Here is a 16,762-nt window from a genome sequence, read left to right on the forward strand (position 1 = left end):
CAACCTGCTCAACGACAGCCAGTTTAAAAGACAGAGAGTAATCGCGTTGTGTACGTTTAACATACTGTTTCATCACATTCTCCTGAAAACACCGGGTAAATGTGTCAACGCTATTCAGGACGGGTCAAAGAAAATAAAAAAGGGGCGATTGCTCGCCCCCTATTATTTATTTCAGTGCCTGTCCATTACTGGTTGTAAGCATTCTCGCCGTGGCTGTTTACATCCAGACCTTCACGTTCATGCTCTTCCGGTACGCGCAGTCCGACAATCAGATCGGCCAGCTTGAAGCCAATGAAGGCAACCACGCCCGACCAGACAATCGTCAGACCCACGCTGAAGAGCTGCACCCAGACCTGATGGCCCATGGTGACGCCCTGAGCATAACCGACGCCGCCCAGTGAAGAGGAAGCAAACACGCCGGTCAGGATACAGCCCACGATACCGCACACGCCATGCACGCCGAATACATCGCACGGATCATCAACGCGCAGCCATTTTTTCAGGGTGGTGACGCCCCACAGTCCCGCCAGTCCGCCGACCAGACCGATGATTAACGCACCGCCCACACCGACATAACCACAGGCTGGAGTAATCGCGACCAGACCGGCAATAAAGCCTGAGCAGGCACCCAGCAGTGAAGGCTTACCACGTACCGCCCACTCACCAAAGGTCCATGCCAGTACCGCACCCGCTGTTGCAACCACGGTGTTCAGGAAAGCCAGCGCGGCGATTTCATTTGCTGCTGAAGCTGAACCAGCATTAAAGCCAAACCAGCCAACGTACAGAATAGCAGTGCCGGTAAAGACCATCGGCAGGTTATGTGGCTTAAAGGCTTCTTTACCAAAGCCTGCACGTTTGCCGACCAGATATGCCCCCACCAGACCCGCTACCGCGGCGTTGATATGCACGACGGTGCCGCCAGCGAAGTCCAGCGCGCCATCCTGCGCCAGGAAACCGCCCGCCCAGACCATATGCGCGATAGGCAGGTAAGCCAGCGTCAGCCAGACACCGACGAAGATCAGTACAGCAGAGAAACGGATACGCTCTGCAATGGCACCGACAATCAGGCCCACAGTGATGCAGGCAAACGAGGCCTGGAATGCTACGTGGATATACTGATAGAAACTGCCCATAACGGCGGTGAGCTGAATGTTTTTCAGCATGGCCCAGCCAAAACCGCCAAAGAAGGCATTGCCTTCACTGAAGGCCAGGGAGTAGCCGTAGACCACCCACAGCACGCAGACCAGCGAGAAGGTGACAGCAACCTGCGTCAGCATCGACAAAACGTTTTTGCCACGAATCAGGCCACCGTAAAACAGCGCAATACCTGGAATTGACATAAACAGCACCAGCGCGGTGCAAATCATCATAAATGCGTTATCAGCCTTGTCCGCAACGGCAGGCGCAGCCATTGCGAGTGAGGGTAACAGTGCCAGGCTGGTGAGGCCCAGCTTAGTGAAAATTTTATTCATTTTTATTCCATCCCATCACAGTACTGAGTCTTAATTACAGAGCGGCTTCGTCGGTCTCGCCGGTACGAATACGGATGACGCGCTGCAGTTCCGCCACGAAAATTTTACCGTCGCCAATTTTGCCGGTGTAGGCCGCTTTACTGATAACATCCACCACTTCGTCTAACTGATCGTCGGCAATCGCGATATCAATTTTGACCTTCGGCAGGAAGTTCACGCTGTACTCTGCGCCACGATAGAGCTCTGCATGGCCTTTCTGACGACCAAAACCTTTCACTTCGGAGACGGTCAGTCCCTGAATGCCGATAGAGGATAAAGCTTCACGAACATCCTCCAGTTTGAATGGCTTAATTACGACGGTAACCAGCTTCATTGGATCCCCTCCAGCGAGTAATAGGTAACGTTTACGAACACGCAGGGATATAAGCAAAGCCTGTGCCAGAGTGTAAATCTGACCTTAATCAGTGAGTCAGACGAGATGGAGCAAGGGATAATTTAAAGAAGATTCAAAACAGAAAGGGTATGTGACAGGGATTGCAGCCTGAGGCTGCACTCCTTTGGTGCTTAGGGCGTCAAAGGAGTGCATTTATACAGATTACTCCGATAAATCTGCGCAAAAAAGGTGCAAGTCAGCTTTCAGATGTTACAGGTACGCCCGACGCCAGATCATCCCCTGCCTGCTGCAGCTGATACATCTGCCAGTAGCGTCCCTGCAGCGCCAGCAGTTGCTGATGGGTGCCCTGCTCAACCACACGACCGCGATGCAGCACCAGAATCTTATCCGCATCGATAATCGTTGAAAGGCGGTGAGCGATCACCACCAGCGTGCTGTGTTGCCGTAGTGTCGCAAGCGTCTGCTGAATCGCCTGCTCGGTGCCGGAGTCGATGTTAGCTGTAGCCTCGTCGAGGATCAGGATCTGCGGCAGATCAACCAGTACCCGGGCCAGCGCCAGCAGCTGCTTTTGACCGACTGACAAGTTATTGCCCTGTTCGCCCAGCCGGGTATGAATCCCCTCCGGCAGGGCATGCGCCAGCGGTGCCAGTTGCACCTGTTCAAGCACTGTCCAGACGGCCTCTTCGCTGATGTCGCGGCCCAGCCGCACATTCGCCAGCAGCGTATCGGCCAGCACCACCGGATCCTGCTGCACCATCGCAATACCACGGCGCAGCACAGCATGACTCAACTCGCTAATCGGGCGGTCATCAATACGGATTTCGCCGCGCGTCACCGGATAGTAGCCCATGAGCAGGTTAGCCAGCGTACTTTTGCCGCTGCCGGTATGACCCACCAGCGCCACAAACTCACGTGGTGCGACTTCAAGATTGATATCACTCAGCACATCGCGGCTTTCACGGTAGGCAAAACTGAGGTTATTCAGGGCAATACGACCTGAAGCCAGTGGCTGCTGATCGGCACCATACTGCTGCTGGGCGGCATCCATCAGCTCAAAGATGCGCTCACCGGAAACCACCGCCTGCTGCAACATCGACTGCTGCGTAGTCAGTTCAATCAGCGGCTCATTCAGGCGACCCAGGTAAGTAATAAAGGCATACAGTACCCCCACTTCAAACACCCCAGGCACGGAAAAACTGAAAAGAATCAGCAGCCCGCACAATACCATCGCTGAAAACAGGCTTAACAGAGGACGCAGCAGAAAGCCATCGAGACGCAGCGTCTCCATGCGCGCCAGATAGTGAGAGCGGCTCGCTTCGCCCATCCGTTCACCAAATCGCGCCTGCTGACGAAACTGCTGAATCACGCTCATGCCGCTGATCACTTCGTTGAAGCCGTTGTTGATGTCAGCCAGATAGCTGCGAACCCGGCGCGCAATCGGCGTGCTATAACGCTGATAGATGAACATCACTATCAGTACCAGCGGGAAAATCATCATTGCTACCAGCGCCATGCGCCAGTCAAGACTGAACATCGCCACCATCATGGCACCGACCAGGGCAGCGCTGCGCAGTACGGTTGAAACCACCGTGACATAAAGATCGCGGATCACTTCGGTGTCATTCGTTACGCGCGAAATAATCTGCCCGACCGGCTGAGTATCAAAGGCGCTCAGCGGCTGACAGAGCGCGGCATTCATCACGTCACTGCGTAATCGCTGTACCACACCAATGGCGGCGCGATTAAACAGCAGCGCCTGCCAGTAGTGCAGTCCGGCGGCCAGTAGCTGAAGCAGGATAAAGCTGATGACCAGACCGGCCACCAGACCCCAGGGCATCTGATGCTTCGCCACCAGGTTATCGATAAAGTAGCTGACCAGTACCGGACCGGTCACTTCCGCCGCGGCAGCGATCCACAACATGCCTACCGCCAGCGACAGGGATTTACGCCAGGGCTTACCGTAGCTCAGCAGGCGCTTCAGGGTTGGCCACAAGCGGGCAGACTTAGCCATGCGGCACTCCTTTCTCATTTTCATCATCATCCAGCGCTGCTTCCAGTTGCTGGTAACGGTACATGTTACGATACCAGCCAGCGCTGGCGGTGAGCGCGTCATGATCGCCACGCTGTGCCACGCAGCCCTGTTGCAATACCAGAATTTCACTGGCTTCCGTTAGCGCCGACAGGCGATGTGCGCTGATAATCAGTGTTTTTCCCTGCCCCCAGATGCGCAGGTTATGCAGAATTTCGTGCTCGGTACGACCATCCACCGCAGAGAGCGCGTCGTCCAGAATCAGGATTTCTGCGTTCAGCAGCAGTGCCCGGGCAATCGAAAGACGCTGCTTCTGCCCACCCGACAGCATCACACCTCGCTCCCCGACTTCGGTTTCATAACCCTGCGGCAGCCGCAGAATATCGTCATGCACGCAGGCCAGCATGGCGGCCTGTTCAATCTCCTGCCGGGTTGCGCCCGGTTTCCCCAGCGCAATATTGTTCGCTACGCTGTCAGAGAACAGGAAGGGTGTCTGGCTGACCACAGCGAGACGACTGCGCCAGCTGTCCAGCCGTAACTGCGGCAGCGGGATCTGGTGATAACGGATATCGCCCTGCTGAATATCAAAATGGCGCTGGATCAGGCTCAGTAAGGTACTTTTGCCACTGCCGGTTGGCCCGCACAGTCCCAGCATTTCGCCGGGCTTCAGCTGGAAGCTGACATCGCTTAACACCGGAGCCGCGCTGGCCGGATAGTGAAAGGCGCGAATTGCGACTTGCAACGTGCCCGGCTCAGGTGGCAGAGACTTATCGCCATCTTCCACCGCTGGCGCTTCCGCCAGCAATGCACCGATGCGGCTCCAGGCGGCACTGCCGCGTTCCACGATATTGAACATCCACGCCAGCGCCAGCATCGGCCAGATCATCAGGCCGAGATACATCACAAAGCTGGTAAGCTGCCCCAGCGTCATCTGGTCATGCCACACCAGCCAGCTGCCACCGCCAATTGCCAGCAGGTTTGAGAAACCAATAGCAATGTAGATTGTGGGATCGAAACGGGCATCGACCCGCGCCACGCGCAGGTTCTTTTCACCGGTATCGCGGGCGATATCTGAGAATTGCTGCGACTGATGCTGTTCAAGACCGAAGGATTTAATCATCCGGATGCTGGTCAGGCTCTCCTGCGTCTGATCGTTAAGGCTGGAGAAGGCCGCCTGGGCCAGTTTGAAGCGATGATGCAGCTGATTACCATAGCGATGGATGACGATCGCCATAATGGGCATCGGCACCAGTGCCAGCAGCGTCAGCTGCCAGCTGATCTGCGTACTCATCACCAGCAGCACCACGCAGCCCATCACCAGCGAGTCGACCAGCGTCAGCACCCCTTCCCCGGCTGCAAACACGACCCGATCCACATCGTTAGTGGCGCGCGCAATCAGGTCACCGGTCCGGTGACGCAGATAAAAAGCGGGTTGCTGCCGACTCAGCTGGCGATAGAAATCTTCGCGCAGCTCAACCGCCAGCTGGTAGGAGGCCCCAAACAGCAGTACGCGCCAGACGTAGCGCAGCAGATAGACCACCACTGCGGTTGCCAGCATGATGCCAATCCACATCATGATGTGACGGGTACTCATGTTGTCACGTGTGACACCATCAACAATGACACCGACGACATGCGGCGGCAGCAACTGCAGAACAGCAATAACAATCAGCAGGATGACCGCGCCCAGATAGCGCCGCCACTCCCGCAGAAAATACCAACTTAATTGACTGAATAATCGCACAACGCTGCTCTCAATCTCAGGCCCTCAGGGGGCGACAGGTAAAGCCGTGGTGTATTTAATCTCTTCCATGGCAAAGCTGGATGTGACATCAATCAGGCCAGGCACACCGTTCACTAATCGCTTGTAGAAAGCATCATAGCTCTTCATGTCGGCCACCTGAATGCGCAGCAGGTAATCATACTCGCCTGCCATCCGGTAAAAGGCCATCACCTCGGGCATGCTGCTGACCACCGACACAAAAGCCAGATACCAGTCGCGGCTGTGCTGCTGGGTTTTCACAAACATAAACGCTGTCAGTGACAGTCCGATTTTATCCCCATCCAGCAGCGCTACCCGAGCGCGGATAATGCCATCATCTTCCAGCTTTTTCAGGCGCTTCCAGCAGGGTGTGGTGGTGAGGTTGACGGCATCCGCCAGCGCCTGCAGCGACAGCGTACAATCCTGTTGCAGCAGTGAGAGCAGTTTAAGGTCGGTTTTATCTAACATACGGGACTCCGGGAGAATCATTTTCTCCATTACCGCAATTTTAGCGGTATTTTTGCAATCTCTTTTTCCTGCACGTGCCATAAAATAGCCGCATCATTTCTTTACCGGATGCCTGAGATGCAGACCTGCTGGATTCGCCACGCTATCAACGAAATTAACGCTGATTTTCAACGATCGGCTGAAACCCATCTGATCCGTTTCGATCTGGCGGATTTTCCCGGTATCTGGTTCTACCTGAAAGATGAGAGCACCCATCCCAGTGGCAGTCTTAAACATCGGCTGGCACGATCTCTGTTTCTCTACGGTCTCTCCAACGGCTGGATTAAAGAGAATACGCCGATTATCGAAGCCTCGTCAGGCAGCACGGCCGTTTCTGAGGCGTACTTCGCAAGGCTGCTTGGCCTGCCCTTTATTGCAGTGATGCCCGCCAGCACGGCAAAACGTAAAATTGAGCAGATCACCTTTTATGGTGGACAGTGCCATTTTGTCGAGCATCCCTGCCAGCTTTACGCAGAATCTGAACGGCTGGCACGTGAGCTGAATGGTCACTTTATGGATCAGTTTACTTACGCTGAACGCGCCACCGACTGGCGCGGTAATAATAATATTGCTGAGAGCATATTCCGTCAGATGCAGCATGAACCCTATCCGATTCCCCATACGGTGATTATGAGCGCGGGCACTGGCGGCACCTCGGCGACGCTGGGCCGCTATATTCGTTATCAGGGCCTGGAAACGAAACTGCTGGTGGTGGATCCGCAGCATTCGGTGTTTTTCGATTACTGGCAACAGCGTGATGCAACGCTGACCAGCACGCGCGGCAGCATGATCGAGGGAATTGGCCGTCCGCGCGTGGAGCCGTCGTTTATGCCTGACGTGATTGATGAAATGATCAAAGTACCGGATGGGGCGACGCTGGCCGCGATGCTGAAGCTGGAAAAAATCCTGGGACGCAAACCGGGTGCCTCTACCGGCACCAATTTCTGGGGCATGATACAGGTGGCGAAACGCTTAAGGGCAGCAAATCAGCAGGGCTCCCTGGTGACACTGCTGTGCGACAGTGGCGAACGTTATCCCGATAGCTACTATCGGCCGGAATGGGTAGCAAAACATATTGGCGATATCACGCCGTGGCAGCGCGAACTCGAGTAAAAAACCGGACATCCTGTCCGGTTCACGGCAATCCTCAGCATTCGGGGGAATACGCGAGGTCGGGTGTTGCCAGCCAGTGATTTAAATAGTGAGACACCGCCTGTGTCTCGCAATGCCCTAATACCGGCAGATGCGGTAGCGCGGCTTTCAGTTGCGCCATCGCATTGCCCATGATGAAGCCCCGTCCAGCCTGCGACAGCATCTCTCTGTCATTCATTGCATCCCCGAACGCCATGCACTCCGCCAGCGTCAGTGACAGATGGTCGCACAACAGCGCCAGCGCGCTGCCTTTGTTGCAGCTGGCGGGCAACACTTCCAGACAGTCCACCGCAGAGAAGCAGATATTCGCCTGCTCACCCAGCGCCGCATCCAGTTCTGTTTTCAGCTGGCACAGCCGCTGATGCTGAGCGATAAAGCAGATTTTTGTTACCTGATGCGCGGGCAGCCTTTTCAAATCGCACAACTGATAGCCAAATCCGCTCATCTGATGGGCTACCAGCAGCTCAGGCTGGGGGCGATCGGTAAACCATCCCTGATCGTTGAAAATATGGATCGACGCGGGTGTTTCCCAGTGGCGATGGATGACCTCTTCGGCTACCGCAGAGGGCAGATCACGGGCAAAGATCAGATTGCCAGACCGATCGTGTACGCGGGTGCCATTCCCGGTAATCAGCCACGCGGGGAGCGTTAATTTCTCCCGTAAAATCTGCATCTCCAGCAGATGACGGCCCGTCGCCAGCGCCAGATTTACGCCACGCAGGTGCAGCGCCTGCAGGCTATCCAGCGTCTGCTGACCCAGCTGATGATCCGGCAGCAATAATGTGCCATCCATATCGAATGCGGCTAAACGCATTATCGTTACCCTCCTGCTGAAAAGATGAGCTTACTATTGCCTGTTAATTACGGAACTAATAGTGAATACTTTTAAAAAACTGTTCCGGGTTTACGATGCGTCAGCTTAACCGCCTTAATCAGTTTCAGCGCCTGTGGCAGCAGAGCCAGGGTGTCCCTCAGCAGACCTGCGTGGCAGAGATGGCGCGCCACTGCATCTGCAGCGAGCGTCATCTCCGTACGCTGCTGTCACAGTGGCAGCACGCTGGCTGGCTTAGCTGGCACGGCGAGCCGGGCCGTGGCAAACAGGGTCAGTTAGTGTTTCTGCGCACGCCTGAACAGTTACGGCAGCAGTTGTTGCAACAACAGCTTGATGCCGGAGATACGGCGGATGCCTTACAGCTGCTGGATCTGCCGCCGGAAAGGCTGATTAATATGCTGCGGCCGTTAATGGGTGGACAGTGGCAGAACGACACGCCGGTTCTGCGCATCCCCTACTATCGTCCGATGGAGAGCACTGAGCCGCGCCAGATTACCGGGCGGGCTGAACAGCATCTGGTTCGGCAGATCTATTCCGGTCTGACCCGTTTTGAGCAGGATGAGCCGGTCGGCGATCTGGCGCATCACTGGCAGCACGATGAGGCGTCCTGTAGCTGGTTATTCTGGTTACGGCCTCAGCTGATGTGGCACACCGACGAGCCGGTGCAGGCCGCGCAACTGGTGGCGCAGTTCCGCCAGCTGTTGCGGGACACACGTGTAGGTCTATTGCTTGCTGATGTGATCAGCGTGGATGCTCCCCATCCACTTGCACTACGTTTTGTATTGCGACGCTCTGATTTCTGGCTGCCGCATCGCCTCGCACACTTATTGTGCCTGCTGTCCCACCCCGATGATCCCGCTGTCGGCAGCGGTCCGTGGAAACTTGCGCACTTCAGTGGCGAACTGGTCAGGATTGAAAGTCACGCGCGCTGGCATCTGCAGCGTCCGCTATTACAGGCGGTAGAGTACTGGATTACCCCTCAGCTGTTTGATGCCGCACTCGGCAGCAGCTGTCGCCATCCGGTGCAGATTGCCATTGGTGATGCCACTGAACTCGGGACATTGAAGCCGGTCAGCAGTAGCATCAGTCTCGGCTTCTGTTATCTGGTCTGCCGCCCGCGAGCCGGTTTTACACCCGATCAGGCGCGCACGCTGTTCCAGGTGATCCAGCAAAGCGGCATCGTCAGCCGGTTACCACTGGATGAGGGATTAATTACCCCCAGCAAAGAGCTGTTACCCGGCTGGGAAGTACCGCTGATTGATAATGTTCCGGTCCCCTTGCCCCCCACTCTGACACTGCATTATCAGCTGCCGGTTGAGCTGCATCAGATGTCCCAGGCACTGGTCACTCTGTTAAAACAGCAGGGCTGTACTCTGAACGTCGTTTTTCACCCGGTGAAAAGCTGGCATCACATCGACCCGCCTGATGAGGCGGATATTGTGATGGGCGATCGGCTGATTGGCGATGCGCCGGTCTTCACTCTGGCCAGCTGGTTACAAATTGACCCGCTATGGCGTCGGCTGTGGCCTGCACCGCAGGGCGAAGAAGTCCAGGCGCAACTGCTGGATATCCAGCAGATAGCAGATAGCGGCAGTCGCACCCGTGCGCTGCAGCAGCTTTATCATCAACTGATGACGGACGGCATCCTGCTGCCCCTGTTCAATTATCGTTACCAGATTTATGCTCCCCCTGCCGTTGAAGGGATTGAGCTGAATACGCTGGGCTGGTTTGATTTCAGCCGGGCATGGATTCCGCCGCCCATTGATCCGCCTTGCAGCTGTTCAGCAGCGGACTGAGGCATTACCATAAGCGCAAAATTAATTATCAGGGAAACACCATGAAACGCGCGGTTGTAGTTTTCAGCGGTGGACAAGACTCCACTACCTGCCTGATTCAGGCTATACAGCTTTATGATGAAGTTCACTGTGTCACTTTCGACTATGGACAACGCCACCGGGAAGAGATTGATGTCGCCCGCGATCTGGCGATGACACTGGGTGCGCGCGCGCATAAAGTGCTGGACGTGACCATGCTGAACGAACTCGCCGTCAGCAGCCTGACGCGAGATAACATTCCGGTGCCTGCTTATAATCCTGAAGCCAGTGGATTACCCAGTACGTTTGTACCAGGACGCAATATTCTCTTTCTGACGCTGGCCTCAGTTTACGCATATCAGGTCGAAGCGGAAGCGGTCATCACCGGCGTCTGCGAAACCGATTTTTCCGGCTATCCCGACTGCCGCGATGAGTTTGTCAAAGCGCTGAACCATGCGGTGTCACTTGGCATGGCGCGCGAGGTGCGTTTTGAGACGCCGCTGATGTGGCTCAATAAAGCGGAAACCTGGGCGCTGGCAGATTACTGGCAGCAACTCTCGCTGGTACGCGAGCAGACGCTGACCTGCTATAACGGCGTAAAAGGCGACGGATGTGGTGAGTGTGCTGCCTGTCATTTACGGGCTAATGGCCTGCAGGGTTATCTCAGCGATCGGGCGGGCGTAATGTCTGCCATGAAAGCTAAAAGCGGTCTTAGCTAAGGCTGTCTGGCATGGCGGCAGAGAACCTTGATTTGCCGCCTCGTTATCGGCTCATGCCATCAGACGCATCAGCCGCTCACGTAACTCCCCTTCCAGCGCAACCGCCTTCTGGGTCCGCAAATCAATACAGACAAACGTGAGTGCAGCATCCGCCACCACGGTCTCCTGACCTGCCAGCAGCACCCGCTGGGCAATAATGCCGCTTTTGCCATTTAATTGCGTAATCTCACTGTCGATAGCCAGTACGTCGCCCAGCACGGCCGGGCGACGGTAGTTGATGTTGATATTGACCACCACAAAAGCCAGTTTCTGTTCCAGCAACCAGTGGAACGCTTCAACCTCTTCCAGCCATTGCCAGCGCGCCTCTTCAAGAAACTCAAGATAGCGCGCATTGTTGACGTGCTGATAGACATCCAGATGATAGCCACGCACTTTTATGGTGGTCTGCATGATCATGCTCTCCTGCTACTGTGAGTTAACTGGTTGGACCTGTTCACTTTAGCAGAGTCGTCTGGTTAGCGTGGGTTAAGCATCACAGATGTGTACTGCCTCACAATTTCAGCCGGGACGCATTTCGCTCTATCAGCGCGTTACCGATACCCGGTACTTCATTGAGTTGCTGAATCGCGCTAAAGGGTCCGTACTGTTCGCGATAGTTCACAATCGCCTGCGCCTTCTTCAGCCCCACACCATTCATAGCGGCAGAGAGCTGTTCCGCTGTCGCTTCATTGATGCTGACCTGCTCCTGCAGTGACGGCGCGGCGGCCTCCGGCTTCGGTGCAGGATGTACGTTCTGCGACACTGCTGGACTGGCAGGTTCAGGTGCCGCAGAGACGCTGCCGTGACAGAGTGCGCCACCCAGTGCGAGTGAGAGATAAAAGGCAACGAGTTTAGGTTTAGCCATGCTGTGTTTCTCCTTGTGTGTAAACAGCAGCGACAGAGTGGCACTACGCCGCACAAGGCTCAAAAGCGGGATTTCAGAAATGGAAAAGGCCGCGAATGCGGCCTTTGATTATTACAGTCGTTGCGCAGTTTCTGCGAGGCTTACTGCATTTGTGCCGCAGCGCCGTACTTAATTTTGGCCTCTTTACGAAGGTTTTGCAGTAAGGCTTCAAACGTCAGCTGCGCATTATTCTGCGTAACGCCTTTGACCATTTCGTCAATCTGCGCCTGTGGCATGCTGCCCGTTTTAACTTTATCTACCGCCACCAGCACCACATTGCCCTGCATATCTTCGCTGACACCCCATGAAGGCTTATTATCAGCAGGCTGAGGCAGATTAAAGGCCGCCTGTGCCACCGGATCCTGCGCATTGCGATCAACGGTTTTGCTGGCGCTCAGTGTCAGGCCTGCTGCAGTCAGGGCTTCCAGCTTGCCCGCTTTGAGGTCGGCCAGCAGTTTATCGGCCTGTGCTTTAGCCTGCTGTGTCGCTTTATCATGCTTAAGCGTATCCGTAATCTGCGCCTTCACCTGCTCCAGCGGTTTTACCGCTTCCGGTTTGTGCTCGCTGATACGCAGTACAAAGGCACGGTCGCCATCGACGGTGATAATGTCGGAGTTGTTACCCGGTGCACCGTTTTGACCGACCAGACCACCGTTAAAGATTGCCTGCTTCACAGCATCGAAGTTAAGCGCGTCTGGCAGCGTGTCCTGACTGAACCAGCCGGTCTCTTTCGCTTTCAGACCCGAAGCCTGCTCGGCACCCGCCAGTGACTCATTGTCATTACTGGCCGCTTCACTGACTTTCTGCTGCAGTTTGTAGAAGGCATCAACGCCCTTCTCCTGCTTCACTTTCGCTGCAACGGCACTGCGAACGTCAGCCAGCGGCTTAACCTGTTCCGGCTGAATGTCGTCGAGACGAACCACCAGGAAGCCCACTGACGATTTGATCACGCCTGACATCTGGCCTTTCTCAGTCAGACCCGCATTTTTCAGCTCATCCGGGGTGGTTGAAGGTTCGAGCCAGCCCATATCACCGCCCTTACGCGCAGAGATTGGGTCAATTGATTTGGCTTTCGCCACATCCGCGAAGCTGGCACCACTCTTCAGCTGAGCCAGTACCGCATTAGCATCAGCCTCAGTTTTAGTCTGAATGACGCTGTAGCGACTACGCTGTGGTTGCGAATAGTCTGCTTTATGCTGGTCGTACCAGGCCTGAATATCTGCGTCGCTGGCATCCTGCTGCATGCTGGCGGCATCCATCAGGATGTAGCTGACGCGGAACTGTTCAGGTGACATAAAGCTGGTTTTATGCTGCTGATAATACTGACTGACTTCGTCGTCAGTGACAGTTTGTTTCGCCATCAGGGCATTGACGTCCAGCGTCGCCTGACGAATATCACGTTGCTGTGAAACCAGGTCAACCAGTTTGCTGGCTTCGCCTTTCAGCGTGAAGTCTGTGTTGGCCACAGCATTGATCAGCTGCTGATTAGAGAGTTGCTTACGCAGCGCTTCAGCATACCGGTCGGCGCTGAAACCCATGTTGCCGATTAGCGCCAGATATTTAGCATTGTCGAATTTGCCGTTGGTCTGGAAAGCCTGCTGATTGAAGATGGCCTGCTTGACCTGATCGTCACTGATGCTGAGGTGGAGATCTTTGATGTAGCTGTCGAGCAGGGCCTGGTCGATTAACTGAGACAGCGCCTGCTGACGCATCTGCTGCATGAAGCCATCGTTGCTGGCCAGCTGCGAGAACTGGTCACCCAGCATCTGCTGCTGACGACTGCGTTCACTATTGAACGCCTGCTCCAGCTGTCCCCGGCTAATCTCCTGACCGTTAACTTTGGCCGCATAGTCGTTATTGCCGCCAATCAGATAGTTGCCAACGCCTGTCAGCACAAAAGAGACGATAATCAGTCCCAGAATAATCTTGAGCACGACATGGTTCGACGCCGCGCGTAAATTGTCCATCATGGTAAGGCAACGCTCCGCTGTAGTGTGTATGTAAAGCTCGGTCGCAATTCGCCACTGGCTGGCGATTCGCGTAACTGCTGGCTTCGCTGGCAGTCTCAATCCGGTCCAGGTCCATCTTACGACCCGATTCTCACCGGTTAAAACAAAAAAGGCACATCTCATTGATGTGCCTGTATGTTACATGAGAACGGGTTAATCGTCCTCTAATCCACTGAAGAAAATGCGTCAATGAATCTATTCGTTGTTATTAATTGACAGCGTCTTTCAATGCTTTACCTGCACGGAAACCCGGTACTTTACCAGCCGGGATGGTGATCTCTTTACCGGTTTGCGGATTGCGGCCGGTACGTGCAGCGCGGTCACGCACAGAGAATGTGCCGAAACCCACCAGAGCCACTTCATCACCCTCTTTCAGCGCATCTGAAACTGAGCCCATAAATGCATCTAAAACACGTCCTGCTGCAGCTTTAGAAATATCAGCATCGGCAGCAATTTTGTCGATCAATTGTGACTTATTCACTCTCTTCATCCCCTCTTTTATTATTTCACCTCGTACCGGGCTTCCGGCCGGGTACGAACGCGCAGCAAGTTATATCAAGCCTGTGGAGCCGAAACAACGGAATTTCTCTGAGAACGTCGCCCCGACAGCCCCCTAAATTAGCGGCACAAAAAAAAGCTGGCAAGCGCCAATTGCCTTGCCAGCTCCGCTTTTTAACGGTTTATGCCGTTAATCACTATTTTGCTGTTGCGACCTGCATGCCGTAAGGCGCATTTTCCAGTGCCAGATTCAGCACCTCTTCAATACGCTTCACCGGATGAATCTCCAGATCGGCAATCACGTTCTGTGGAATCTCTTCCAGATCACGCTTGTTGTCGTCCGGGATCAGCACGGTTTTAATGCCACCACGGTGCGCTGCCAGCAGTTTCTCTTTCAGCCCGCCAATCGGCAGCACCTGACCACGCAGGGTGATCTCACCAGTCATAGCGACATCCGCACGCACCGGGTTACCGGTCAGACAGGAGACCAGCGCAGTACACATTGCGATACCGGCACTCGGACCATCTTTCGGCGTAGCGCCTTCTGGCACGTGAACGTGAATATCACGTTTTTCGTAGAAGTCCCCATTAATGCCCAGCTTCTCGGCACGGGCCCGCACCACGGTCAGCGCAGCCTGAATCGACTCCTGCATCACTTCACCCAGAGAACCGGTGTAAGTGAGCTTGCCTTTACCCGGTACGCAGGCGGTTTCGATGGTCAGCAGATCGCCGCCCACTTCCGTCCACGCCAGGCCAGTAACCTGACCGACACGGTTTTCACTGTCAGCACGGCCGTAATCAAAGCGCTGTACGCCCAGGAAGTCTTTGAGGTTTTCACCATTGATGGTGATGTGCTTTTTCGTCTTGTCCATCAGCAGTGATTTCACCGCTTTACGGCACAATTTCGACAGCTCACGCTCAAGGCTACGCACGCCGGCTTCACGGGTGTAGTAACGGATAATGCCAATAATCGCGCTATCTTCAACCGTAATTTCACTGGCTTTCAGGGCGTTTCGCTCAATCTGCTTGGTCAGCAGATGCTGTTTAGCGATGTTCAGTTTCTCATCTTCGGTGTAACCCGACAGACGAATCACTTCCATACGATCCAGCAACGGTGCCGGAATGTTCATTGAGTTCGAGGTTGCCACGAACATCACATCAGAGAGATCGTAGTCGACTTCCAGATAGTGGTCGTTGAACGCAATGTTCTGCTCAGGATCAAGCACTTCCAGCAGTGCTGAAGCAGGGTCGCCGCGCATGTCCGAAGACATTTTGTCGATCTCATCCAGCAGGAACAGTGGGTTTTTAACCCCGACTTTCGCCATTTTCTGAATGAGTTTACCCGGCATGGAGCCGATGTAGGTACGACGGTGACCACGGATTTCCGCTTCATCACGCACGCCGCCCAGCGCCATGCGGACATATTTACGGCCGGTCGCCTTGGCGATCGACTGACCGAGGGACGTTTTACCTACCCCTGGCGGTCCGACCAGGCACAGAATCGGCCCTTTAATTTTGCTGACGCGACTCTGAACGGCAAGATACTCAAGAATACGATCCTTCACGCGCTCCAGGCCGTAATGGTCAGTATCCAGCGTCTCCTGCGCTTTACGCAGATCTTTCTTCACTTTGCTGCGCGCGTTCCACGGAACCTGCACCATCCAGTCGATGTAGCCGCGAACCACAGTCGCTTCAGCGGACATCGGGGACATCATTTTCAGTTTCTGCAGCTCAGCTTCTGCTTTTTCACGCGCTTCTTCCGGCATTTTTGCCGCGTCGATTTTACGTTTTAACGCTTCGTACTCGTCAGGCGCATCATCCATCTCGCCCAGCTCTTTCTGAATCGCCTTCATCTGCTCATTCAGATAGTACTCGCGCTGGCTCTTCTCCATCTGCTTCTTAACGCGGTTGCGAATGCGCTTCTCAACCTGCAGCAGATCGATTTCAGATTCCATCATCGCCATCAGATATTCCAGACGCTCATTGACGTCGGACATCTCCAGCACAGACTGTTTGTCTGCCAGTTTCAGTGGCATATGTGCTGCAACGGTATCGGCAAGGCGGGCCGCATCGTCAATGTTATTCAGTGAGGTTAAAACCTCGGGTGGGATCTTTTTGTTGAGTTTGATATAGCCTTCAAACTGATTGATCGCCGTACGCACCAGCACTTCCTGCTCGCGCTCTTCAATCTCTGGCGAAACCAGATATTCAGCTTGTGCCACAAAATGGTCACCGTTGTCGGCCAGCGTCGTAATATGGGCGCGCTGTAAACCTTCCACAAGAACTTTGACAGTGCCATCCGGCAGTTTCAGCATTTGCAATACTGATGCAACGGTCCCTACTGAAAAGAGATCGTTAATGCCAGGTTCATCCGTTGAAGCCTCTTTCTGTGCGACCAGCATGATTTTTTTATCATGATCCATTGCGGCTTCAAGGCACCGAATTGATTTTTCCCGGCCAACAAACAACGGAATTACCATGTGCGGATAAACCACCACGTCGCGCAGCGGCAACACGGGGATTTCAATGCGTTCAGAACGCTCAGGATTCATAGAGCTCTCTCTTTGTTTAATGTCCGCCAGGTGATGGGAACCGCATCAGGCAGGTATGCAGTTAAACCCACAGGTATCT

Annotated in this window: 14 protein-coding genes; 3 read left to right on the forward strand and 11 right to left on the reverse strand. The window is 54.6% G+C overall.

Going from position 1 to position 16,762, the window contains the following annotated elements; translation table 11 throughout:
* Positions 1 to 185: 185 nt before the first annotated feature.
* The 5 genes from amtB to F3I44_RS15305 all read right to left on the reverse strand — a co-directional run bounded on the left by amtB (position 186) and on the right by F3I44_RS15305 (position 6,125).
* Positions 186 to 1,472 (reverse strand): ammonium transporter AmtB, encoded by a 1,287-nt coding sequence (amtB, locus tag F3I44_RS15285; RefSeq protein WP_150013177.1) that lies wholly within the window; start codon positions 1,470 to 1,472, stop codon positions 186 to 188.
* 34 nt (positions 1,473 to 1,506) lie between these two features.
* Positions 1,507 to 1,845, reverse strand: coding sequence for a P-II family nitrogen regulator (gene glnK, locus F3I44_RS15290; RefSeq protein ID WP_003850469.1), 339 nt, complete (start codon positions 1,843 to 1,845; stop codon positions 1,507 to 1,509).
* Positions 1,846 to 2,101: 256 nt separating this feature from the next.
* On the reverse strand, positions 2,102 to 3,877 hold the full coding sequence (locus F3I44_RS15295) for a SmdB family multidrug efflux ABC transporter permease/ATP-binding protein (protein WP_150019472.1): 1,776 nt from the start codon (positions 3,875 to 3,877) through the stop codon (positions 2,102 to 2,104).
* A complete protein-coding gene (locus F3I44_RS15300; protein WP_150019473.1) occupies positions 3,870 to 5,639 on the reverse strand; it encodes a SmdA family multidrug ABC transporter permease/ATP-binding protein in 1,770 nt (589 codons plus the stop codon). Before F3I44_RS15300 ends, F3I44_RS15295 begins: the two co-directional genes overlap by 8 nt.
* Positions 5,640 to 5,663: 24 nt before the next feature.
* Positions 5,664 to 6,125: an Lrp/AsnC family transcriptional regulator gene (locus F3I44_RS15305; RefSeq protein WP_150013171.1), complete on the reverse strand. Its 462-nt coding sequence runs from the start codon at positions 6,123 to 6,125 to the stop codon at positions 5,664 to 5,666.
* A 117-nt stretch (positions 6,126 to 6,242) separates the two neighbouring features.
* Between F3I44_RS15305 and F3I44_RS15310 the strand changes: the two genes are divergently transcribed.
* Positions 6,243 to 7,277, forward strand: a complete 1,035-nt coding sequence (locus F3I44_RS15310; RefSeq protein WP_150019474.1) for a PLP-dependent cysteine synthase family protein — start codon at positions 6,243 to 6,245, stop codon at positions 7,275 to 7,277.
* A gap of 34 nt (positions 7,278 to 7,311) precedes the next feature.
* On the opposite strand, the gene cof is transcribed toward F3I44_RS15310, so the two are convergent.
* Complete coding sequence (gene cof / locus F3I44_RS15315) at positions 7,312 to 8,133, reverse strand: HMP-PP phosphatase (protein ID WP_150013167.1); 822 nt, start codon at positions 8,131 to 8,133, stop codon at positions 7,312 to 7,314.
* A 92-nt stretch (positions 8,134 to 8,225) separates the two neighbouring features.
* On the opposite strand from cof, the gene F3I44_RS15320 reads away from it, so the two are divergent.
* Together F3I44_RS15320 and queC are read left to right on the forward strand one after the other, a co-directional pair.
* Positions 8,226 to 9,944: an SgrR family transcriptional regulator gene (locus F3I44_RS15320; protein WP_150019475.1), complete on the forward strand. Its 1,719-nt coding sequence runs from the start codon at positions 8,226 to 8,228 to the stop codon at positions 9,942 to 9,944.
* 41 nt (positions 9,945 to 9,985) lie between these two features.
* Positions 9,986 to 10,681 carry a 7-cyano-7-deazaguanine synthase QueC gene (gene queC, locus F3I44_RS15325; protein WP_150013163.1) on the forward strand — a complete coding sequence of 232 codons (696 nt, stop codon included), beginning with the start codon at positions 9,986 to 9,988 and terminating at the stop codon, positions 10,679 to 10,681.
* A 51-nt stretch (positions 10,682 to 10,732) separates the two neighbouring features.
* On the opposite strand, the gene F3I44_RS15330 is transcribed toward queC, so the two are convergent.
* The 5 genes from F3I44_RS15330 to lon form a co-directional block, all read right to left on the reverse strand.
* Positions 10,733 to 11,131, reverse strand: a complete 399-nt coding sequence (locus F3I44_RS15330) for a YbgC/FadM family acyl-CoA thioesterase (protein WP_150013161.1) — start codon at positions 11,129 to 11,131, stop codon at positions 10,733 to 10,735.
* A gap of 100 nt (positions 11,132 to 11,231) precedes the next feature.
* Positions 11,232 to 11,585, reverse strand: coding sequence for a helix-hairpin-helix domain-containing protein (locus tag F3I44_RS15335; protein ID WP_150013159.1), 354 nt, complete (start codon positions 11,583 to 11,585; stop codon positions 11,232 to 11,234).
* Between the two features lie 140 nt (positions 11,586 to 11,725).
* Positions 11,726 to 13,594 carry a peptidylprolyl isomerase gene (ppiD, locus tag F3I44_RS15340; protein ID WP_150013157.1) on the reverse strand — a complete coding sequence of 623 codons (1,869 nt, stop codon included), beginning with the start codon at positions 13,592 to 13,594 and terminating at the stop codon, positions 11,726 to 11,728.
* 247 nt (positions 13,595 to 13,841) lie between these two features.
* Entirely contained in the window at positions 13,842 to 14,114 is a 273-nt protein-coding gene (hupB, locus tag F3I44_RS15345; protein ID WP_033731763.1) for a nucleoid-associated protein HU-beta, read from the reverse strand.
* A gap of 214 nt (positions 14,115 to 14,328) precedes the next feature.
* Complete coding sequence (gene lon / locus F3I44_RS15350; protein WP_150013155.1) at positions 14,329 to 16,683, reverse strand: endopeptidase La; 2,355 nt, start codon at positions 16,681 to 16,683, stop codon at positions 14,329 to 14,331.
* Positions 16,684 to 16,762 lie beyond the last annotated feature (79 nt).

The sequence above is a fragment of the Pantoea sp. F_5 genome (assembly GCF_008631595.1).
Classification (GTDB): Bacteria; Pseudomonadota; Gammaproteobacteria; order Enterobacterales; family Enterobacteriaceae; genus Pantoea; species Pantoea gossypiicola.